This window comes from Flavivirga aquimarina (assembly GCF_030540835.1).
Lineage (GTDB): Bacteria > Bacteroidota > Bacteroidia > Flavobacteriales > Flavobacteriaceae > Flavivirga > Flavivirga aquimarina.
Genome location: NZ_JAUOEK010000084.1, coordinates 98,459 through 121,239, shown reverse-complemented (window position 1 = coordinate 121,239; position 22,781 = coordinate 98,459). Strand labels below are relative to the sequence as shown.

The 22,781-nt window shown below is 30.7% G+C and carries 22 protein-coding genes; 10 read left to right on the top strand and 12 right to left on the bottom strand.

The window, feature by feature from the left end; translation table 11 throughout:
• Nucleotide 1: 1 nt before the first annotated feature.
• Together Q4Q35_RS07900 and Q4Q35_RS07895 are read left to right on the top strand one after the other, a co-directional pair.
• Nucleotides 2-1,780, top strand: coding sequence for a hypothetical protein (locus Q4Q35_RS07900; RefSeq protein WP_303277422.1), 1,779 nt, complete (start codon nucleotides 2-4; stop codon nucleotides 1,778-1,780).
• Between the two features lie 30 nt (nucleotides 1,781-1,810).
• A complete protein-coding gene (locus Q4Q35_RS07895) occupies nucleotides 1,811-3,436 on the top strand; it encodes an ABC transporter substrate-binding protein (protein ID WP_303277421.1) in 1,626 nt (541 codons plus the stop codon).
• Here Q4Q35_RS07895 and Q4Q35_RS07890 read toward each other — a convergent pair.
• The 5 genes from Q4Q35_RS07890 to Q4Q35_RS07870 all read right to left on the bottom strand — a co-directional run bounded on the left by Q4Q35_RS07890 (nucleotide 3,423) and on the right by Q4Q35_RS07870 (nucleotide 7,161).
• Nucleotides 3,423-4,124, bottom strand: coding sequence for a lysoplasmalogenase family protein (locus Q4Q35_RS07890; RefSeq protein WP_303277420.1), 702 nt, complete (start codon nucleotides 4,122-4,124; stop codon nucleotides 3,423-3,425). The genes Q4Q35_RS07895 and Q4Q35_RS07890 overlap by 14 nt on opposite strands.
• A gap of 187 nt (nucleotides 4,125-4,311) precedes the next feature.
• Complete coding sequence (locus tag Q4Q35_RS07885) at nucleotides 4,312-4,641, bottom strand: hypothetical protein (RefSeq protein ID WP_303277419.1); 330 nt, start codon at nucleotides 4,639-4,641, stop codon at nucleotides 4,312-4,314.
• 9 nt (nucleotides 4,642-4,650) lie between these two features.
• The gene (locus tag Q4Q35_RS07880; protein ID WP_303277418.1) at nucleotides 4,651-5,559 is read right to left on the bottom strand and encodes a hypothetical protein; all 909 of its coding nucleotides are present in this window, start codon (nucleotides 5,557-5,559) and stop codon (nucleotides 4,651-4,653) included.
• Between the two features lie 38 nt (nucleotides 5,560-5,597).
• The gene (locus tag Q4Q35_RS07875) at nucleotides 5,598-6,773 is read right to left on the bottom strand and encodes a GlmU family protein (protein WP_303277417.1); all 1,176 of its coding nucleotides are present in this window, start codon (nucleotides 6,771-6,773) and stop codon (nucleotides 5,598-5,600) included.
• A gap of 136 nt (nucleotides 6,774-6,909) precedes the next feature.
• A complete protein-coding gene (locus Q4Q35_RS07870; protein ID WP_303277416.1) occupies nucleotides 6,910-7,161 on the bottom strand; it encodes a type B 50S ribosomal protein L31 in 252 nt (83 codons plus the stop codon).
• 157 nt (nucleotides 7,162-7,318) lie between these two features.
• On the opposite strand from Q4Q35_RS07870, the gene Q4Q35_RS07865 reads away from it, so the two are divergent.
• From Q4Q35_RS07865 to Q4Q35_RS07835, 7 genes are all read left to right on the top strand, one after another.
• The gene (locus tag Q4Q35_RS07865) at nucleotides 7,319-7,852 is read left to right on the top strand and encodes a DUF4199 domain-containing protein (RefSeq protein ID WP_303277415.1); all 534 of its coding nucleotides are present in this window, start codon (nucleotides 7,319-7,321) and stop codon (nucleotides 7,850-7,852) included.
• Between the two features lie 39 nt (nucleotides 7,853-7,891).
• On the top strand, nucleotides 7,892-8,842 hold the full coding sequence (locus tag Q4Q35_RS07860; protein ID WP_303277414.1) for a glycosyltransferase family 2 protein: 951 nt from the start codon (nucleotides 7,892-7,894) through the stop codon (nucleotides 8,840-8,842).
• A 143-nt stretch (nucleotides 8,843-8,985) separates the two neighbouring features.
• Nucleotides 8,986-10,716, top strand: a complete 1,731-nt coding sequence (locus tag Q4Q35_RS07855) for a phospho-sugar mutase (RefSeq protein WP_303277413.1) — start codon at nucleotides 8,986-8,988, stop codon at nucleotides 10,714-10,716.
• Between the two features lie 124 nt (nucleotides 10,717-10,840).
• On the top strand, nucleotides 10,841-12,679 hold the full coding sequence (locus tag Q4Q35_RS07850) for an ABC transporter ATP-binding protein (RefSeq protein WP_303277412.1): 1,839 nt from the start codon (nucleotides 10,841-10,843) through the stop codon (nucleotides 12,677-12,679).
• A gap of 324 nt (nucleotides 12,680-13,003) precedes the next feature.
• Nucleotides 13,004-13,546, top strand: a complete 543-nt coding sequence (locus Q4Q35_RS07845) for an RNA polymerase sigma factor (protein WP_303277411.1) — start codon at nucleotides 13,004-13,006, stop codon at nucleotides 13,544-13,546.
• A gap of 36 nt (nucleotides 13,547-13,582) precedes the next feature.
• A complete protein-coding gene (locus Q4Q35_RS07840) occupies nucleotides 13,583-14,080 on the top strand; it encodes a hypothetical protein (protein ID WP_303277410.1) in 498 nt (165 codons plus the stop codon).
• 11 nt (nucleotides 14,081-14,091) lie between these two features.
• Entirely contained in the window at nucleotides 14,092-14,535 is a 444-nt protein-coding gene (locus Q4Q35_RS07835) for a sensor of ECF-type sigma factor (protein ID WP_303277409.1), read from the top strand.
• A 69-nt stretch (nucleotides 14,536-14,604) separates the two neighbouring features.
• Here the strand turns inward: Q4Q35_RS07835 and Q4Q35_RS07830 are convergent, their stop codons facing one another.
• The gene (locus tag Q4Q35_RS07830; RefSeq protein ID WP_303277408.1) at nucleotides 14,605-15,636 is read right to left on the bottom strand and encodes a WD40/YVTN/BNR-like repeat-containing protein; all 1,032 of its coding nucleotides are present in this window, start codon (nucleotides 15,634-15,636) and stop codon (nucleotides 14,605-14,607) included.
• Between the two features lie 89 nt (nucleotides 15,637-15,725).
• Between Q4Q35_RS07830 and Q4Q35_RS07825 the strand changes: the two genes are divergently transcribed.
• Complete coding sequence (locus Q4Q35_RS07825; protein WP_303277407.1) at nucleotides 15,726-18,944, top strand: hypothetical protein; 3,219 nt, start codon at nucleotides 15,726-15,728, stop codon at nucleotides 18,942-18,944.
• A 184-nt stretch (nucleotides 18,945-19,128) separates the two neighbouring features.
• Here Q4Q35_RS07825 and Q4Q35_RS07820 read toward each other — a convergent pair whose 3' ends face one another.
• The 6 genes from Q4Q35_RS07820 to Q4Q35_RS07795 form a co-directional block, all read right to left on the bottom strand.
• A complete protein-coding gene (locus Q4Q35_RS07820) occupies nucleotides 19,129-19,758 on the bottom strand; it encodes an SCO family protein (protein ID WP_303277406.1) in 630 nt (209 codons plus the stop codon).
• Complete coding sequence (locus Q4Q35_RS07815) at nucleotides 19,755-20,324, bottom strand: toxin-antitoxin system YwqK family antitoxin (RefSeq protein WP_303277405.1); 570 nt, start codon at nucleotides 20,322-20,324, stop codon at nucleotides 19,755-19,757. Before Q4Q35_RS07815 ends, Q4Q35_RS07820 begins: the two co-directional genes overlap by 4 nt.
• Nucleotides 20,325-20,328: 4 nt before the next feature.
• Nucleotides 20,329-21,195, bottom strand: a complete 867-nt coding sequence (locus tag Q4Q35_RS07810) for a YHYH protein (protein ID WP_303277404.1) — start codon at nucleotides 21,193-21,195, stop codon at nucleotides 20,329-20,331.
• A gap of 250 nt (nucleotides 21,196-21,445) precedes the next feature.
• Complete coding sequence (locus tag Q4Q35_RS07805; RefSeq protein WP_303277403.1) at nucleotides 21,446-21,733, bottom strand: CREC-EF hand family protein; 288 nt, start codon at nucleotides 21,731-21,733, stop codon at nucleotides 21,446-21,448.
• Nucleotides 21,734-21,887: 154 nt separating this feature from the next.
• Nucleotides 21,888-22,430 carry a hypothetical protein gene (locus tag Q4Q35_RS07800; RefSeq protein ID WP_303277402.1) on the bottom strand — a complete coding sequence of 181 codons (543 nt, stop codon included), beginning with the start codon at nucleotides 22,428-22,430 and terminating at the stop codon, nucleotides 21,888-21,890.
• 11 nt (nucleotides 22,431-22,441) lie between these two features.
• Nucleotides 22,442-22,753: a hypothetical protein gene (locus Q4Q35_RS07795; protein WP_303277401.1), complete on the bottom strand. Its 312-nt coding sequence runs from the start codon at nucleotides 22,751-22,753 to the stop codon at nucleotides 22,442-22,444.
• Nucleotides 22,754-22,781: the final 28 nt, after the last annotated feature.

Below are 22,781 nucleotides of genomic sequence, written 5' to 3'. Positions count from 1 at the left end.
AATGAAAAAACTTATATATAAAATCAATCAATATTTACTTGAAAATTATCCCATAATTTGGAATACAAAATTAGTTTGGGTATTATCGTCTACACTAATTTTACATATTTTATTCTTTATTTTTGGGTTCTTAGCTATTACAAATCCAAAAATTTTACACGAATACGGTGCTAAATCTATCTTTTTTGAAAATGGTACAATTTTTATAAGTATTATTTTATCTACCTTAATACTTGTTACATGGCTTATTTTTCTATTTAAAAATAATGCCTTCAAAAGTTTTTATCCAACGTCCAGAGTAAAATTATTTAAACAATTTTTAATTTATTTAATTATAACTTTTTTTTCTACTACGTTTTATATCTCATATAATTTTGGAGTCAAATCATATATCTCATCCAAGTATGATGATGAACGCATAGAAAAAGAAATTATTATTTCTAATAGTGCTTCTCTATTTTTTTCAGAAAAGATAACTGACTATACAATTAATCAACGTAGATATCCGCATCCATTCAACACATTGTATTGTGAAACGATTTCTAAAGGAATACATACTGACAATGACAGTTTGTTTTTAAGTTTTTTAGATTTTAAATATAGATTTTACACCCTTTACAAAAAGAAAGGCACATTAGATCAAGGATTTAAAGATTCAACCTATAAAGGGTTTGTCTATCACAAAACACAAGATTCAGTTAGAACTTACTTTTACAAAGATTCCCTTTTTGATATTTCAAGTTTTGTTCAAACTAATAGCCCAAGTTACTTTAATTATTCAAAAATATTTTATCAATCTAGCGATGATAAATTAGCATACGATGTTATCGAATATAATTATACCAATCAACTTTATGAATATGAATATGAATATGATAACTATAGTTACCAACAAGATTTTAATGAAAATCAGGAACTATGGAATAAACAAGGTTACGACCTTTTAAAACGAAATAATTCTGATGAAATAAAACAAATATTGGCAGATTTTTTAATGGTTAGTGATACATATGAAATTAGACATAATCTGACTGCTGATGAATGGTTTAAGATGGTTTATCATCCAAATGACAATTTCGAGTTAAAACACTTAATTAGAACCGCTCCTAAAGAAACTATACAATTTGCCGATACTGAACCGAAAACCGCTATTGATACTTTTTACAAAAATCATATTACAGATTATTATTTAGACAATAATGCTCTACACTATGTTTTTGATAATATTAAAGAAATAAAAGCAAGTAACCCACTCCAAGAAAGTATCCATTTTTTTATATGGTTTTCATTCTTTTTCTCTTCTTTAATTTTTATGTTTAGAGTCACAGGATTAAAAGCATTACTATTCACAGTTATAAGTAGTGGTATATTAACTGTTTTTGTAACTCTGCTAACAGTTCTATTCTCATATATAACTAAATTCAATGATAATAACTCTGGGTATTTTGTATCGTACTTAACTTTAATTTTAGGTGCCATCATTTTATCTATTCCTATCTTTTATTCAAAAAAACTTAAAAAACTTGTTGTAGCTATTTGTCTAAACATGTCTATTTCTGGGTTTATTCTTTATGTCTTTCTAATAATTACAATAATATCTTTACACCAATCTGATGCTTGTGTTGGAAATTATTCTTTTGATTTCAATAATAAAGATTGTTTTAATTTAATGGGGAGTTTAGGTGTAAACTGGAGTTATGTCTTATTCATAATTAATTTACTTTTTATCTATTTTTATTCTGGTGTCATAAAAAACTGGAAAGCTTTACCCGAAGGATAAACAATAATTTTTTAAACTATCTGCTTTTAAATGAAATCATTAAAAACTAGCATAAAATACTTAACACCTTATTTATTTTTAATAAGCTTTTCTTTACTATTAATCTCATGCACAGACAATACATTAGCAAACAAAGAACATTTAGTTTTTAGATATAACGAATATGCCAATATTAATACTTTAGATCCTGCTTTTTCCAGAACTTTACAAGACAATTCGGCAAATAATCAATTATTCAACGGGCTTGTTCAACTGGATAGTGCCTTAAACATTAAACCTTGTATCGCTAAAAACTGGACTATTTCTAATGATGCTATCACTTACACATTCAACTTACGAAATGATGTCTATTTTCATAAACATGAATTATTTGGAGACCGCTTAACACGGTTAGTAACTGCTAAGGATTTCGAATATAGTTTAAACCGTTTAAGGGACGAAAAAGTTGCTGCTCCCGGAAGCTGGGTTTTAAACAAAGTTGATGATTTTAAGGCCATAAATGATACCATTTTCCAGATCACATTAAAACAGCCATTTCCTGCTTTTATCGGTCTATTATCTATGAAATACTGCTCGGTAGTTCCAAAAGAAATTGTAACACATTATGGTACTGAGTTTAGGTCGAATCCTATAGGTACCGGACCTTTTAAGTTTAAACGCTGGGAAGAAAACATTAAACTTGTTCTTAGAAGGAATGAAAATTATTTTGAAAAAGACTCTAAAGGAAACCCTCTACCCTATTTAGAGGCTGTTGCTATTACCTTTTTACCCGATAAACAAAGTGAATTTTTACAGTTTGCCCAAGGCAATATAGATTATCTTTCTGGTTTGGATGCTTCATATAAAGATGAGCTTTTAACAGCCGATGGAAAATTACGCAGTGCCTATTCTGAAACCGTAAATATGATTCGTGGTCCTTACCTAAATACGGAGTATTTGGGCTTTTATCTAGATTCTAAAACGCCCGAAATACAGTCTAAACTCATAAGAAAAGCAATTAATTATGGTTTTGACAGAAAAAAAATGATGCTCTATTTAAATAATGGTGTTGGTAATCCGGCAAATGGTGGTTTCATTCCAAAAGGACTTCAAGGTTACAATGAATCTATTGGCTTTTCTTATTTACCCGACAAGGCAAAACAGTTAGTAGATCAGTTTAAAAAAGAGAGTGGTATTTCCAATCCTGAAATTACTTTAATAACCACCAGTAATTATTTAAGTTTTTGCGAATTTATACAACGTGAACTGGAAAAAGCAGGTTTAACAATTAATGTAGATGTTATGCCTGAAGCAACTTTACGAAGTGCCCGATCTAATGGAAAAGTAGACATGTTTAGAAGTTCTTGGGTAGCGGATTATTTAGATGCCGAAAATTATTTGTCAATTTTTTACAGTAAAAATTTTGCGCCTAATGGTTCAAATTATTTTCATTTTAAAAACACACAACTAGACAGTCTATACAATAACGCTTTTACCATAACCGATATTGAAAAACGAAAACATATGTATACTACCATGGATTCTATTGCTATGCAAAATGCTATTATGGTTCCTTTATTTTACGACGAAGTAATTCGTTTTACCAGAAAACGTGTTTCTGGACTAGGGATTAACCCTATTAACCTATTGGACTTGAGACAGGTTAAAAAAAACTAATACCACCTCCTTTTTTATTCTCTCTTACAATTCCAAAAACAATAAGATACATAGCTATACCATAAACCGCCATAATTAAAACATCTTGCATTGGCAAATCCATTTTAAATGTTTTTATTGCAATCATACTCTCACAAAGCACATAAAAAACAGTTCCTAAAAGCACATATAAGTAACTAACTTTGTTAACAACATCTTTTCTTAAAAAAGCAAATTCAATAAGTAAAAGTGATACAAAAAAGGAAATCAATGCCGGTATAAAAAAGCCTTTCAAACTATTATAAAGAAAACTCACTATAAAAAATGTATAAGTAAACAAGATCATAGAAAAGGGGATCAGTCTCATAATATTGAAATCTGATCTGTGAGAAAGTCGCAAACTTAAAAAGGCTTTCCCCATAGCGAAAAAAAACATACTAATACTTAAAAAAATAATATTAGTATGTTTTAAAATAAGCATATCTCCTACTAGAAAGCAAAACAGTGCTAAGGTTATCCATAACTTTTTTTTATGTCTCCTCTCATTAGTATTAAAATAATAATATAGCGATAGCAGTATTATTACTAATGGCTTGGAAATATATCTATATGGAAAAGGGCTAAGATTTAGTTTAACTAAAATATCTATAGTTAAAATAATAAAAAAAATAATACTTATTTTTTTTTCATTTTTAAAAATATGCAACACTATTTATCTTTTTGGGGCTTATGATAAAAGTCTATATCTCTTAAAAGTTGTAAACTTATAGCTAATATAAAAAAATAGTATGGTTATACTATCACTATTTCGATATAGAACCAAATTAAATTACAGAACGACGAAGTTATCGGTACATAGGAAAATTGTTTTATTTTTTTTACAAAAAAACAATGCTTTAGTCTTCAATATTTTTTCCAATATCGCTTATTTCATCTTTTACTACAACCACAGCTTTTTTCCATTTTTTCTCTAATAGAATATAAAATAAATACACCGCGCCAATTCCAAATGGCAAAGCTATTAAGCCTATTACAAAGCTGTTTTCTAAGTCTATATCGATTATTCCAAACTCAATTAAAACTGCTAAAACGATACTAACTATAAAAGTTCCAACATAATAAATGACAATACCTAATATAGCATACAGCCATTTATTTTGGCTATATTCTTCCGATAGATCATAAAATCTTTTTCCAATAAAATAAATAAGTAAAAGTCCTAACATGAAGCATTTTTAGTTTTCTGCGAAATAATAAATATCATCATCCCCTTTTCCTTTTTCTCGTTTTGATGAAAAATAACCAGTACTATTATTAGCATCAATTATTAAGGAGAAATCATCTTTTTTGCTATTAATTGGTTTTGGTAATTTAACGGCTTTTTCAAAGGTGCCATCATCGCCCATTTTACTTCTATATATATCAAATCCTCCAAAACCACCTGCCTTATTTGATGCAAAATACAAGGTACTATCATCACTTATAAAAGGAAACATTTCGCGACTATAGGAATTTATTTTACTTCCCAGGTTTTTAGGGTTGCTATAGGTGTTGTTTCCTAAAACATCAACTTTAAAAATATCCGATCCGCCTTTAGTAGTTTCCTTACCACCTCTTTGGTTAGTTGTAAAATATAAAGTTTTTCCATCCTTACTTAAAGCAGGGTGCGCATAAGAGTATCTCGGTTTACAAAAAGGAAGTACCTTAAAATCTGTCCACCCTAAACCAGCTTTAAATTCACCTACTTCAATATGAAAGTTATCCATATTAAAGTCTCCTTTAGGTTTATTTTTATAGGTATATCTTGTGGTTAAATAAAGTAATTTTCCATCAGGAGATATTGTAGCGCTGGTAATATTGGAAATCTTTTGTTTTGGGTCTATTTCTATGGCTTTTACATTTTCGATGTTACCATTATTAGACCAATCTCCTTGATAAATAGTTAATAAAGGAGCTCCCTGAAATCGTTTTAACCGCCCTTTTTTATCTAGTAAATGAGATATGAATATAATCTTGTTATCTGCAATTCGCATTAAGCCAAAGTGCGGATGTTCTGTGTTTATTTTTACATTTGTAACTGTAACGTTTTCTGTTTGCGCAAAGCCAATCAGTCCCAATAAAAATACATACAGAAAACACTTCATAACTCCGTTTTGTTACGAACTAAAGTTACTAAAAGTTTTTATTCTCTTCTATATTTTTTAGTTTCTTCAAATACATTATCAAGAATAGCTTTATCTTGTTCTCCAAATTCAATACCTCGTCTTGACATAACGACTCCTGCCACTTCAAAGGCTTTTTTTGTTAAATACGTAGTAAAACCACCATTCCCCCCCCAACTAAAACTTGGCACAAAATTTCTAGGAAATCCGCTTCCAAAAATGTTAGCACTCACACCAACTACAGTTCCTGTATTAAACATGGTATTGATACCACATTTACTATGATCTCCCATCATAAGTCCACAAAACTGCAAACCTGTTTTTGCAAAACCTTCTGTTTCATAATCCCATAATCGTACTTCAGCATAATTATTTTTTAGATTAGAATTATTAGTATCTGCTCCTAAATTGCACCATTCACCTAAAACAGAATTTCCTAAATAACCGTCGTGTCCTTTATTTGAATTGGCAAATAATACAGAATTATTTATCTCACCACCAGCTTTACTATAAGGGCCAATAGTCGTTGGTCCATAAATTTTTGCAGCCATTTTAACTACGGCATGCTCACATAAAGCGAAAGGACCACGTATGGTGGTGCCTTCCATTATTTCTGTATCTTTTCCTATATAAATGGGACCTTTACTTGCATTAAGCGTCACGAATTCCAATGTTGCTCCTGCTTCGATAAAAATATTCTCCGAAGCTATAATGTTATTACTAGGCGGTATAGATTGAGATACTCTGTCTTTTGTAATTAAGTTAAAATCTTCTTGAATGGCTTCTCCATTTTTAGAAAATATATCCCAAGTATTTTCAACCTTTATAATATTGTCATTAAACTCAAATATTTCAAACCGATCAAAATCGATATCATCTTGTGCTTCTTTAGCAAAAAAGGCAATAACATCTTCTCCTTTAAAAATGGCCTGGTTTTCTTTTAATCCTTTTATCATTTCAACCAATTTTAGATTTGGAAGATACGATGCATGAATCATCACATTTTCTTCCATTTCTACCATTGGGTATTTATCAGACAAATAATCTTCGGTAACTGTAGTCGTAGTTGAGTTTAAAAAAAATTCCCATTTTTCACGAATGGTTAAAATTCCAATTCTAATATCTGCAACCGGTCTGGTGAATGTAAATGGTAACAAATTGTTACGAGAAGATCCATCAAAAAGAATATAATTCATAAAAAATTAAAGTTGTGAGTTAGAAGCTTTAGTTTTTATAGCCTTTTATTTACATTTTCAAAAGTAACTCAATTAGATAAAATAAAAAAGCCTTTCAGTTTATGAAAGGCTTAATATATATTATAATACGATTAAATTATTTTTTAAATTTAGCGTATTTAGTTTTGAACTTGTCAATACGACCAGCTGTATCTACTAATTTAGATTTACCAGTGTAATATGGGTGTGATGTTCTTGATATCTCCATTTTAACAAGTGGATACTCAACGCCATCAACCTCTATAGTTTCCTTTGTTTCTGCAGTAGATTTTGTTAAAAACACATCATCGTTAGACATATCTTTAAATGCTACTATTCTATAATTTTCTGGATGTATACCTTTTCTCATCACTAAATCTTTTTATTCTTTACAATTTTAGAGCTGCAAATTTAAGTATTTTTTAGAAATGCACAATGCTTTTTATTGTTTTTTATTTAGACCGCTTGTGTAACGTTTCACTATCTTTGAATACTAATAATTCAACTAACATTTTAAACAAAATATTATGGAAAAATCTTTAAAGTCTATTGCTATAAACTATGGTTTATATTTAGGAATTGGTTTATCTTTATTTACGCTTTTAGGATATACAATAAATCTTGGGTTATTGGTGAATTATTGGGTTATGCTTTTAATTTTACCATTAGCTATTATAGTTTTCGGGATAGTTGCTACTGCAAAAATTAAAGCTTACTTTAATAACTTTCTTTCCTTCAAACAAGCTTTTTCTTCCTTTTTTATAACAGTTACCGTAGGCATAATTATAAGCACATTAGTTTCAATTATCATTTTTAATTTTATCGATCCACAAGCTTCACTAGAAATAAAAGATATTTTGATTAGCAATACGGAAAACTTTATGAGGAGTGCAGGCGCTCCAATTGAAAAAATTGCTGAAAGTGTTGAACAAATTGAGAATCAAGATACTTTCGCTATAGGCACTCAATTTAAATCTTTAGCGCAAAGTATTATCTTTTTTGCAATCATAGGACTAATAGTTGCAGCTGCAATGAAAAAAAGTAACCCAGACACAGAATAAATTCATTATTTTTGAATAGTAAATATTGAAACCTTTTAAATGAATATATCTGTAGTTATACCACTACTAAACGAACAAGACTCTTTAACAGAATTACATGATTGGATTGCAAAAGTTATGCAATCCAATCATTTTTCATATGAAATTATTTTTATTGATGATGGTAGTACAGATAATTCCTGGCAAATTATTACACAATTAGCATCACAAAACCAACATGTAAAAGGCATTCGGTTTTTTAAGAATTTTGGTAAATCACAAGCACTTCATGCTGGTTTCGAAAAAGCAAATGGCGATGTGGTTATTACTATGGATGCCGATTTACAAGACAATCCCGATGAAATCCCGGAACTTTACAACATGATTACAAATGACGGTTTCGATTTGGTTTCTGGCTGGAAAAAGAAACGTTACGATTCTGTTATTGCCAAAAATTTACCTTCAAAATTATTCAACTGGGCTGCCAGAAAGACCTCTGGTGTTAAATTACACGATTTTAATTGTGGCCTTAAAGCTTACCAGTTAGATGTGATTAAGAACATTGATGTTAATGGTGAAATGCATCGTTATATCCCCGTTCTGTCTAAAAATGCTGGGTTTTCAAAAATAGGTGAAAAAGTAGTACAGCATCAAGCTAGAAAATATGGTGAAACAAAATTTGGGATGAACCGCTTCATTCATGGGTTTTTAGATTTAATCACCATTTGGTTCTTATCACGCTTCGGTAAACGTCCTATGCATTTATTTGGTGCTTTAGGGTTTATTATGTTTACCATCGGTTTAGGGTTTTCTTTCTATTTGGGTATAGATAAGTTATTTTTAAACCCTACAGGTAGACTTATTACACAACGGCCGCAATTCTATATAGCACTAGCAACTATGATTATTGGTACACAATTTTTTGTTGCAGGTTTCTTAGGAGAAATTGTTTTACGAACCAAACAAGACAGAAAACGTTACTCAATTAAAAATGAATTAAATTTTAATTAGAATGGTTGTTTTTTTCTTAAAATATGACTCTTGGAGGACTTATAAAACACTAAAACGTTTGCGTTATTAAATATTAGTTCGATAGAAAAAAGAAAGAATTTATCTGACAAATTAACTATTTTTGCTCATACTTAATTTAAGACATGATTTACATAGAACCAAAGATTTTAGATAGAATAAATGCCTGGTTAACTCCAACTTTTGATGATGACACACAAGCTTTCATCAAAGATAGCATTGCCAATAATCCAAAAGATATTCAGGAAAGTTTTTATAAAGACTTGGAATTTGGAACTGGTGGTATGCGTGGCGTTATGGGTGTAGGTACCAATCGCATAAACAAATACACTCTTGGAAAAAGTACTCAGGGTTTAAGTGATTATTTACACCAATCATTTCCTAATGAAAATCTAAAAGTAGCTATTGCCTATGATTGTAGACATAACAGTAAAACACTCGCTAAAGTTGTAGCAGATGTGTTTTCGGCAAATAATATAGAGGTTTATTTATTTGAAGATTTGCGCGCAACTCCAGAACTTTCTTTTGCTGTAAAACATTTAAATTGCCATTGTGGTATCGTTTTAACTGCGTCACACAATCCACCAGAATATAATGGTTATAAAGTATATTGGCAAGATGGAGGCCAGTTAGTACCTCCACATGATAATGCTGTGATACAGGTAATAAACGATCTGGATTATGCCGATATAAAATTTGAAGCCAATAATAATCTCATCCATTATATAGGGAAAGATGTTGATGATGTATTTATAGATGCATCGGTAAAAAATGGTAGTGGTAGTGCTTCACAAGAAGCAAAAGATAACATTAAAATTGTTTTCACATCACTTCATGGAACATCAATTACGGCAGTTCCTGAAACTTTAAAACGTGCCGGATATAAAAATGTTCATATCGTAAAAGAGCAAGAAGTGCCTAACGGGGATTTCCCAACCGTAGCCTCTCCAAACCCGGAAGAACCGGCAGCATTAAAAATGGCATTAGAATTAGCTAACGAGGTTGGTGCAGACATTGTTATAGGTACAGATCCCGATTGTGACAGGTTAGGTGTAGCAGTTCGTAATTCTGAAAATAAGTTACAACTACTTAACGGAAACCAAACCATGTTAATGATGACTGATTTCTTATTAAAACAATGGAAATCTGAAGGTAAGATAAAAGGGAAAGAGTTTATTTCATCTACCATAGTATCTACGCCAATGCTAAACAAACTTGCTGAAGCCTATAGTGTAGACAGCAAAATTGTTTTAACTGGTTTTAAGTGGATAGCAAAATTAATAAAAGATTTCCCTGAGCTTGATTTTATTGGAGGTGGCGAAGAAAGTTTTGGTTTTATGGTTGGTGACTTTGTTAGAGACAAAGATGCCGTAACATCAACACTTTTGGCCTGTGAAATAGCAGCACACTCTAAAGCTATTGGAAGTTCTTTTTACAATGAACTTATTAAATTATATGTAGCACATGGATTTTATAAAGAACGCTTAGTTTCTCTGACTAAAAAAGGCATTGAAGGGGCAGAAGAAATCAAGCAAATGATGGTTGATGCCCGTGAAAATCCACTAACCGTAGTTAACGGATCGAAAGTAGTAAAAGTTGAAGATTATCAATTATCTATTACCAAAGACATGATTACAGGTAAAGAAACTACTATTGACATCCCAAAATCTAATGTATTAATTTATTATACAGAAGATGGGAGTCAAATAGCACTAAGACCAAGTGGTACAGAACCTAAAATAAAATTCTACATTAGCGTTAATGATACTTTAGAATCTGTCGAAGCCTTTAATAGCACTGAAGCTAAACTGGAATCTAAAATAGATGCCATCTTAAAAGATATGAAACTTAATTAATGACACATTTTATACTTGAATTAATTCATTTCAAAATAACTTTTAAGAATGTTACAACTTGCACTGAGCGTCCACCTGCCGGACGGGCAGGTAGTCGAAGTGTAAAAAATAATAACATCACTAGATGAATCATTTTGTAAATATTTTACGGTATGCGAAACCGTATAAACGATATGCTATTGGACATATAATCTGCAACATTTTTTTTGCTTTATTTGGTACACTATCCTTTGTAGCTTTAAAACCCATGTTAGATGTTATTTTTAGCAAAGAGCAAAATGTACCAACCGTAAAACCAGAATGGTCTGGATTAATGGACATAGGAGATTTTGTTAAAAAATATCTGGCATTCATGATGGACCATTATACAAATGGTGATAATTCTAAAGCACTCGTATTTGTTGTTTGCCTTATCTTAACAGTATTCCTGTTGAAAAACATTTCGGGTTATTTTGCAAACTATTTTCTGGTATTCTTACGTAATGGTGTTATAAGAGACCTTAGAAATAAAGTTTATAGAAAAACTGTTGAACTGCCTCTTTCCTTTTTTTCAGAGAAAAAAAAGGGTGATATTCTGGCAAGAGTAACTGCCGATGTTTTAGATTTACAATATTCCTTTTTGTCTGTTTTAGAGCTTATTGTTAGAGAACCTCTAACAATTATTTTCACTATTGCAGTGATGCTCTACATTAGTCCGCAACTTACATTATTTGTTTTCATTTTTATTCCAATAATGGGCTTTGTTATTTCCAAAATTGGTAAAAGTTTAAAAAGAAAATCAGACCGCGTTCAAAAGGAACAAGGAACTTTTCTATCTACATTAGAAGAAACCTTAACAGGATTACGTATTATAAAAGGGTTTAATGCCGAAGAGGAGTTTAACGAAAAATTTCAAGAATCCACATCGCGCTTTTACCATTTTTCAAATAAATTACTAAACCGTCAAAATCTGGCATCTCCAACCAGTGAATTTTTAGGTATATGCATCATAGCTGTTATTTTATGGTACGGAGGTAATCTTGTATTAAGTGGCACTTCTACTAATCTAGATGACAGTATGTTTATTGTATACATGGGGCTATCCTATAATGTACTAACACCTGCAAAAGCGATTTCAAGAGGTCTTTATAATATTAAAAAAGGTGGTGCAGCAGCAGAAAGAATACAAGAAATTATTGATACTGAAAACCCTTTAAAAGATAAAGAAGGCGCTATTAATAAAACAAGTTTTGATTCTGAGCTAAAATTCGATAATATTTCTTTTAAATATGAAGACGAATACGTTCTTAACAATTTTTCTCTTACCATTCCTAAAGGTAAAATGGTAGCAGTTGTTGGACAATCTGGAAGCGGTAAGTCGACTATTGCCAACTTGATTACTCGTTTTTACGATGTTAATAAGGGGAACATTTTAATAGACGGGACAGATATTCGTGATTTAACTACCGAATCTCTACGAAATAAATTGGGTATAGTTACCCAAGACGCTATTCTCTTTAACGATAGCATTAAAAACAATTTAAAGCTTGGTAATGATAACGCTAATGCTACCGATGATGACATTATCGAAGCACTTAAAATTGCCAATGCGTGGGAATTTGTTAAAGATTTACCAAAAGGCATTAACACAAACATTGGAGATGCCGGAAATAAACTTTCGGGCGGTCAAAAGCAGCGTTTAAGTATCGCAAGAGCTGTTCTTAAAAATCCTCCAATTATGATTTTGGATGAAGCGACCTCAGCTTTAGATACCGAAAGTGAAAGAGTTGTACAAGCTGCCATAGAAAACATGATGAAAAACAGAACCTCTATTGTTATTGCACATAGATTATCTACCATTCAAAATGCAGATGAAATAGTCGTTCTTAACAAAGGGGAGATAGTTGAACAAGGTAAACACAAAGAGCTTATTAGCAAAAAAGGTGTTTATTACAAATTGGTAGAGATGCAAAGTTTTGGATAAAAAATTAATCCATTTAAACTTTAAAAAACGATTTAACTGAATTATATTAAAAAATAAAAAAGGATAGAGATTTGGGCTTCTATCCTTTTTTGTTCATTGATAGACTTGGGGAAGGCTAACAACATAAGTAGGTTTCTGTTACAAACATAAAACAAAAAACAGTTTTAAACAAGAAAAAATGTATTTAATCGTTGTTTTAATACACTTAATCGATTTAAAATTACATAATTAATTGATTGTTAAACATTTACAATATTTCAACAAAATCGAAAAATAAAGTTTAAACTTTCAGTATCTTTATTAGTCTAAAACTAAACCATTTTTGTGACCGACGAAACAGAACTAATAGAACAACTAAAGTCAGAAGAACAAAAGGATAAAGCTTTTAGGACACTAATTACGCTTTACAAGCAACGTTTGTATTGGCACATTCGTAATATTGTTAAATCGCATGATGACACAGACGATGTACTCCAAAACACATTTATTAAAGTTTACAAAAATATTCATAACTTTAAAGGAGATAGCAAATTATTTTCATGGTTATACCGTATTGCCACCAACGAATCAATTACATTTATAAATAAAAATGCGAAACGGCTGCAAGTTACAAGCGAAGAAATACAGAGATTAGCTATAAACGATTTAGCATCCGACACCTATTTTGATGGTGACGAAATTCAACTAAAATTACAACAAGCTATTGCTATATTACCAGAGAAACAACAACTTGTTTTTAATATGAAATATTTTGAAAACATAAAATATAAAGATATGGCTGATATTCTGGAGACTAGTGAAGGTGCCTTAAAAGCGTCATATCACATTGCCATTAAGAAAATTGAAGCGTTTTTAACTAAAGATTAAACCTTTTTTAAAACTATAGGTCTTACTAATAAGATAATGAAACAAAATAAGCTACATAACATAAAAGAAACCGGGTTTAAAGTTCCAGACGGGTATTTTAACCAGTTAGAAGACGTTATTTTAAGTGATATAAAACTTAAAAAAATGTCCAGTGATTCTGGTTTTAAATTACCTAAAGACTATTTTGATACATTAGAAGATACCATAATAAATAAAGTCTCTGCTAAGAAATCTACAAAAGTAATCCCGTTATTTAAAAAAAGAACCTTAATTTATATATCAAGTGTCGCTGCCGCTGTATTACTTTTATTTAATCTTTCTATTTTTGAAAAGGAACTAACTTTTGATTCCTTAGACATTGAAACAGTAGAAAATTATATTATAGATGAGAATATTGGCTCTTATGAAATTGCAGCATTACTGCCCGAAGAAGATTTATTGGAAGAAAATTTTATAGAGTATAACGTAGAAACAGAAACCGTAGAAACATATATATTGAACAATTTAGACATTGAAGATATTATTGTTGAATAAAAATAAACACCATGAAAAAAATCATACTCCCCATATTGTTATTTTTCTTTTCGCTAAATATGTTAGCACAGCAAAATAGAGAAAAAATAAAAGCACTTAAAATTTCATTTATAACAGAAAAATTAGATTTAACAGAGCAAGAAGCTCAACAGTTTTGGCCTGTTTATAACAACTATGATAAAACTACAAATAAAATAAAGTATCAGGATCTTAGAAGTATTCGTCGAGAAATAAGATCTAGTATAGATACCATGACCGATAAAAGAGCCAAAGAGTTAATTACTAAATTAAATGAAGCAGAAAAGGAACTTCATAAACAGCGCATGGAATTATCTTCTAAATTGTTGAAAATTATTTCACCGAAAAAAATTATTTTATTAAAAGTAGCGGAAGATGATTTTAAAAGAAAAATATTAGATCACTATAAAAATAAAGAACACAAAAAGAGACAATAAAAAGATAAAAAGGGGGCTTCTAAAAAATTAATTCTTCAATATTTAAAATATCGTAGCAGCCTGTCTCGTTTATTCCCTAAAAGTTAACTTAGACACCCTCCCCGCACCGGATGCATAGGCGATCGAATCATTTAAAAATCGAATGGTATAAAAACCTTCGTCGCTTAAATGTTTCCAGGAATTACCAGAATCATTACTATAATCAATTCCTTTAAACCCAATCGCTATTAACTCCTTCCCTGCTCTATTTGGTATATATTGCACACAGCTTCTATATCCCGGATTTTCATTTTGAGCTACTAACTCCCATGTTTTGCCTCCATCAACTGTCTTAATTTTATTAGCTACATTATCATTGGGCTTAGTGTAATCGCCACCAATGGCAAAACCAATAAGTTCGTCATAAAAATCAATAGAATACATTCCTGTCGTTTCTAAGCCTTGAATTATTGGTGTATTATAAACCTCCCATGTTTTCCCTTTATCTGGTGAATATAAAACTCTACTTGATTTTCCTCCAGTAGCTACCCAAGTACGATCCCCTACAATGGCAATATTAGTATCACTCGCCGCAAAAGCAGCTTCTCCTTCTTTAGCGCTTGGTAAAGAATCACATGATAATTTATTCCATGTTTCACCTCCATCTCGAGTAATAATAATACTCATGCAATCATCTGTAGGGTCACCAATAGCAATGCCTTCTTGGTCATTCCAGAAATCCATGGAATCGTAAAAGGCTTTAGCGTGAATCTCTTCGTAAACCAATGTACCTGCTTTATATAATTTGACAGGGTTACCTATTGACAAATAAAAAAATGTGTTGTTTTGAAAAGCACAAGATCTGTAATTTAAAGAGTCTAACATTTTTGGTCTAAAAACTGCGTCATTCTTATTTAAAGAAAGAGTATAACCTACTCCTGCTGAAGAAATAACCGACACCCATCCTTCATTGACTTCCAAAGCTCTTACATTTAACATGGAATCTTTCAAAAAGGTTTGAATTTCAACCTCAGAAATATTTCTTGGCTTGAATCTTTCTTTTGATTTACAATTCAAAAGAACTAAAATGTTTAAAATTAACAAGAGAACTATTCTATTCATAAAACATCAGTTTTTAATTGAAAAAATACGTATATGTACGTATTTCAATTTTTGTAATTATACGTAATTTTATACAAACACTACATATTATGCTAAAAAACAATAATTTAACATACAACCCTTTCAAATATTTTTTAAGAAACGGTATCTCAAAATATTCCCTTTTCATATTCATTCTGTTGACTATAGGTATGGTCATTTTTACTGGACTGTTCAAAACTAATGGACTTATTGATCGTCCTCAATTTACAGACGAAAATATAGATGCTAATTGGTTCGATAGCACCCTTATTGATGACAAGTTTATTCTTTTCTTTAAACTTTTCTTCTATACAGACTTTATATGGGCCATATTTCTGTTATATATAATTGGGTGTTACATCTATACAAAAGCTAAAAACAACACAACAAACAAATGGTTTTTCTGGGTATATTTAATAGCAGCTATTGCAGCTTATACCTTTGATGTTATAGAAAACATCCACTACTTGACAAATAAATCGTATCCAAAAAAAATTGCTACAATAAAAGTAGTTTTCTACGCTTCTTCATTTATAATATTTCTATTGACTATACTAAAATATTCAATACAAAATGGACTGACTATAATTTGGGATTTTATTAAGTCCTCATACATAAGCCTGATTATATTATTTATTATCGGTTCTGCTTTACCCAAAGTACCACAGGTAAACTCTATTGTAGTAGATTTATACGAATCCCCTTTTCTATTTGTCGGTGGCTTATTGGGTTTTTTCGCACCAATATTTTGCATCGCCCTATCACACTATCCAAACTATTTTCTTTTAAAAAATGGTGATAAAATCCCTGAAAAGGATTGGCGAATCTCTAGGAAAATTTGGCTATTTGGTACCATTTGGTATATAAAAAAAACTGAGCAAGACAACAATAAAAATAAAGGTCACAAGAATTATGAAAACTATATTAATTTTTTAAGGCGTACCCTAGGAGCCTTCTTTTATGTAGCCTTGTTTTATATGATTGCTTACACTGCAGACACTAACTTTATCTGCAATTTCTCTGTTAGTGGCCTTTCAACTCCATTGCTAATAACTCTTATCTGGTGGTTGTACGTTTTAAAAAAGAAAAAAGAAAAATGGCAAATTGACAATAAAGATTTTTTAAATATTGGAGGAGTAACTGATGATCCTACAGAGGTCTATTTAGTCAATGATGAAAACGAAACCTCTAGCCCATACAGTATAAAAAGGCCCATGCTCGTTTATTTAGTGCTTTTAATTGCCACCGTTATTATTCATACAGCTTTATTAATATCGTTGTATATATATGCTGATTCTCCCTATAACAAAACAACAGTTTTTATTAGCTTGACATGTATTGTATTTCAATCGATTACATATGTGTATTACAGAACATATCGATCTATTTTCAGATATGTATTTTTCAATCCTAAAGTATTGGCTATTTTCTACGCTTTCACTTTAATGAATCTCGAAAATATAGATACTCCAATAAACGAAAGAATAAACAAGATAAGAGACTATTTTAAGCGTCACGATTTTACCGGAGGCAACCCTTTGTTAAAGTTCTTTTCAAAAATACGTGTATTGCAATTAAGCTTTGGTTCCATGAGTAACAATATTGTATTTCTTCAAATCTTAATATACAGCGGTTTTATTAATTTATTTTTTTTAATATTCATTAATTTCTTTCCAGAACAAGCACTGGGTATTAATGCGATAATCATTATCCTATCATACTTCTACCTATTTTATGGTATCATCGTTATAATAATCAAACACTTTATTTATTACAATCAATCAGATCAAGTTTTCGCCAAACAAAACAAAAAACGCTTCTTTTTTACGTTTGCTACAGCCGTTTTTGTCTTACTGATATTTAATATTACAGCAAGGTTTATAGACGGCACGAAGAGTAACTTGTATCATTTAGAACAAATTAAAAGAAAAAAATCTGGCGAACTAAGCCTCGAAGCCTATGTAAATAAGTTAAGAAAAGATTCTAATCAAAATTCTCGATACTATGTTGGTTGCTATGGAGGCGGTATGAAAGCCAATGCGTGGACTATGGCGGTTTTAAACGAAATTATAAAAGAACACCCCGATTTCATTAATAATACAGTATGCCTGTCCGGAGCCTCCGGTGGTACTATTGGGTTAGTAAACACAACTGTGGCATTGAGTCATAAAAATAAAATTGATAACGCTATTGATACCATAGCCACTGAAAACATCTTAGCTATGGATTTAACACATCTTCTCGGCAGGGATCTTTTAAACCATCTTTTAGTCCCTAGGTTTGTGTGTGATTCAAAAGGGAAGGATCGTTCTACATCAGCTATGAAAGTTTATGCTGAATACTCCGGATTTGATACATTACAATTCAACTCTACTCCTTTCAGGAACTATTGGAAAAAGAATATCTACGAAAAATATTCTGGTTTTCCCATACTTATTGCAAATACGACTAATATTAAAGGAGGTCAGGGTATGGCCGTTTCTGTCAAGATTGACGATAAACATAAAGACATAAATTCGCTCCTATATATGGGGGCTGATGATATTCTGGAATTAGGCTCAAAAAGAAATAGTACCCTTTCTTTTTATAATGCTGTATCTACTACAAACAGATTCCCTCTAATAAGCCCTGCTGCCACTATAGAAGGAAAAGGACAATATAACGATGGAGGTATCTACGAAAATTCAGGGTTACTTTCTGCTTATAAATTATACAGCGCTGTAAATAAAATGGAGCGGGAAGTCGATACTAATAAAGTATTTAAAAAGAAACACAAAGAAGATGTATTTGTTAACATTGTAAATGATAAAGATTTATTTATCAAAAATTATTTAAAAGAACATCTGTCTTACTGCAAAGATCTTGAGATCAATGAATCCAACGAAATAAATGCCATTATTTCATCTGTTGCGGCTACAGAAATGTTCCCCATATACATAAAAAATAAATTAAAATACCTTGATAAAACAGAAGACGATATAAGATTTATAAGTATCTACCTACCTCATAAATTCACTTTTGAAGATGTTCAAAATATTTATGGGAAAATAGCTTTAGATACTTTATGCATTAAAAAAATTAAAAAAAGAATTAAAGACAATGATGAGGATATTGACTGTGCTATTAACAAATGTAACGATTGTAAAAGTTGTCCTGATGCATGTGTGGTTATAGAACCCGCTTTAAGTAGGGTTATTGCAAAACCTGCTTACCAGTTTATGAAAGACATGCTAAATCATAATGATGTTGTAAACAGTATAAAGGAATTGAAATCTGAAAATAAATAAACTGTCGATTTTCAAACAAAAAAGTTTAAAAAATAAATCGAAGTCAGGAGATTACCCCATTATAATTAAAGCTTATATAATGAGATGTCTAAATCGTATATTTATCGACATGACTGCTTTTAACCATTTCAATGACTATCCTAAAAAATCAAAATATGGATTCGCGTGAAAAGTAATTATACCACTAAATCTCCCGTTTCAGAATCGCTATATGCCGCTTTAAACGGTCTACATCAATTTTTAAAGTACCGTTATATACACCTCGTATAAAACCTTGCTTGTCTATTAAAATAAAATTCTCAGTGTGTATAAAGTCACTTTCATCTTGTGTTTTTATAAAATCTTCATCAGCAAAATACCCTGCTCTCGCTATATTATATAATTCATCCTTATCTCCAGTTACCAAATGCCATTTTGCAGCATTCACACCATTCCTTTGGGCATAATCTTTTAAAATAGGAATTGAATCTTTCCAAGGCATTACAGTATGAGAAAGTAACATAATATCATGGTCATCTTTATATGCTTCTTGAAGACCTGTCATATTTTTTGTAAGCTTAGGACATATACCCGGACAAGTAGTAAAAAAGAAGTCGGCTATATAAATCTTGTTTTTATACGTTTTATTAGTAACAGTTTCTCCATTTTGATTGGTAAAAGAAAATGCTGGAATTTTATGTATCGCTTTATTCCACTCGGGGGTAAAGTCGCTACTGTTAAAATAAGGTAACTCTGCTATCTCATTACTCTCAGCTTCCTTATTTTTACAAGATGCAATAATAAAAACCAATACTATTAAAATAGTATATTTCATCTAATTTCGTCGCTATTTGTTGTCACTGTATAACACTTTTTCAAACCTATTAAACCAAATCGCTCTCCATTAACCACTTCATAATTGGCTTTTATAGTGCCATCTATTTTCCAAAGACGTTGGCTACCAACCTCTTTTCCATTTAAATAATTAAACATTTTAAACAATTGACCAGTTTTATACCATTCTTTAACAATACCATGGTACTCACCTTTATTATTAAAATGATATTCAAATCTAAGAACAGTATCGTTCCACCAAGCTTTATGTACTCCAGATTTATGCCCTTTTGTATAATAACGCTCTATTGATTTTGAACCATTTCTAAACCAATACTTCTCGTAACCTTCTTTTTTTCCATCAACATATTCAATATCATATTTTAAAATTTTGTCAACATAATATGCTTGTAAATTTCCTGTAAAAGGTAAGCCTTTGTATAATAAAACACCATTATTAAGCTTCAAATTAGAATCTGATGCTTCAATAATTTGTTTATGTTTTACGGTATTACAGGCATATAGTACTCCTGTAAAAAAGATGATATATATTAATTTGCTAGACATCCATCTAATTCGAAATATTACCCGGCGTACCAAAATAACCATTACCATTAATATATGGGTCTTGGTTTGTTACATGATAATGATAGATTCCTTCAGGAAAATCGGCGGTAGCAGATGTATGACCATGATACGCATCTAAATCATTATTTGTTATCGTTTCGCCATTTTCAACAGGTCCATAAACAGGGAAACCATCGGCCAAAAGCCCTAAAAAAGCATCTTCTCCAAATTCCTGCGTTAGGTAAGTAGGCTCAATATGATAATGATACATATCCATTCCTGTTGGGTGTCCTAACCATTGATCAAACGAATTTATTTCACTTGTTAATGGTTGGTCTGGCCCTGCGTACTGATTAAAAAATACAACACCATTTCTTGAAATACCAATTGGCCCCAAATTCGTAGCTTGATGCGTTGTTGCTTCCTCTGGGTTTAAAGTAATGGTAAGCACAACATTTTGAGTTGCAATTTCATTTGGGTTTTGATTCCAATTTGAATTTGTGCCGTTATAGTCTTCATACAAACTATTACTAACTGGCCAATACGGACTTGTATGATCTGGTAAATCTTGGGTTGTAAAAGTTACTGTATTTCCATTTACTTCATAAGATAAACCGGTTCCAATAAATTTGCTAAGTATTGAAGATATATCATAGTCTGTAGCTGCAATATTATCATTGGTATCGTCATTGTTTGCAACATAACCATCAGGTTGATTTTCAGACTCTATGGTAACATCGGGGTTTCCTAGTCCGTCACCATCCAAATCCTGATACCAGATAGTCAGATTTTCATTTCCTGAGCTGGAACATGAGATAAAAAAAATAAAAACTACAAAAGGTGCTATCAATAAATATTTAAAATTCATCATAATTATTTCATATTAATAATTCACTAATTAAACGTGCTAAGTATCATTTAACTTTGAACAACTGGTTATATTAAATAAAAGGTTTATACTATCTTAGACCATACCATTTTATGAAAGTTTAATATAAAAAAGTTTCACAAAAAATATTGTGAAACTTTCCAAACTAACCAACCAACCAAATTTACATAATCAAACTATAAAATAATGTAAACCAATATTTAAAATATGTTTTGTTACTCAATTACTACTTTTAATCTTCCTTTCTTTTAGGTTTTGGGCCTTTCTCTAATTCCTCCTTTGTTAAAAAACCGTCTTCGTCAGTGTCAATTTTTGAAAAGTCCTTTTTTAAAGGTCCTTTTACTTCTTTTAAAGACAATTTATCATCCTCATTAGCATCCATCATTTCAAAAAGTTCTTCTATCGTTGGAGGTTTTTGTCTACCCTGATTTTTGTCAGAAGATTGCGCATTAGTGTTAAATGTAAACAGGAATGTCATCATTCCTAAAAATATACCTATTCTTAATGTATTACGCTTCATAATTTACTTGTTTTAATGTTATGAATATTTAGATGCCAATTGCTTAAAATACTTGTTCCTTTAACTTGATTTTAACTTTTCACAATGTAATTTCAATTATAAAACCCTATTAAGTAAATGACTTAATAGGGTTTTAATGATGTTTTCAAATTAACTATGGTCTTGGTGGAGGTGGCCCATCAAGCATATCTCCAGGAGGGCCTTCTGGTCTTCCATGGGGAGGGCCTTCTGGTCTCTCTCCTTTAGCTCCTCTTTTTCGTAAAGCGTCACTAATAATATTGGCAAAACGTTCTTTTTGTTTATCGTTGCATATTCTACGAACATCTCTTAAATAAAAAAATATTTGCTTTTCTTTTTTCTGTCCTTGTTTACCCAATAAATCTATAATAGAATCTACTTTATCCTGAAAGATACTATCTTTAGAAATTTCATCAAACAATTCATCTTTTAAAGCTTTTGTTGCATCTAAAGATCTTCGCATGGCTTGATGGTGCTCTTTACTAATTTTTTCAAACTCTACAAGTTGTTCTTCTTCAAATTTTAATTCCTTAGCAATAAAACTAAATGGTTTCGCATCACCCATGGGCTTTTTTCTATCTTGGGTAACTTCAGGTACTCCTAAATATTTAGACAAAAAGAAACCATTAACTACAATTAAAAAAGCGAGTAAGATATATAAGAGTTTATTTTTATTCATATTATTCTTTTTTAATTAAATAAATCTATATCAGAATTTGTAGACAATCCGAAAGTTTCTGCAAACTCTTCAACATTATCTTCATGATTGTCAGCACTTAAATTAGTAAATGCATAAGCATTAATCAATATAAGACATACTAATGTTGCCAATTGTAGTTTGGGCGTAAACCAAGACCATATTACTTTTTCTTCTTCTTTTTCTTCAAACAATTTACGCATGGTCTTATCTTTGAAAAAAGGAGATATTTTAACCTCTTCAATAGCATCCATAGCACTAAAAGTGCTTTCTATTTTTTCCTGTATGGTGTTATTTGTTTTCATATTATAATTTTAGATGCAATAATTTATA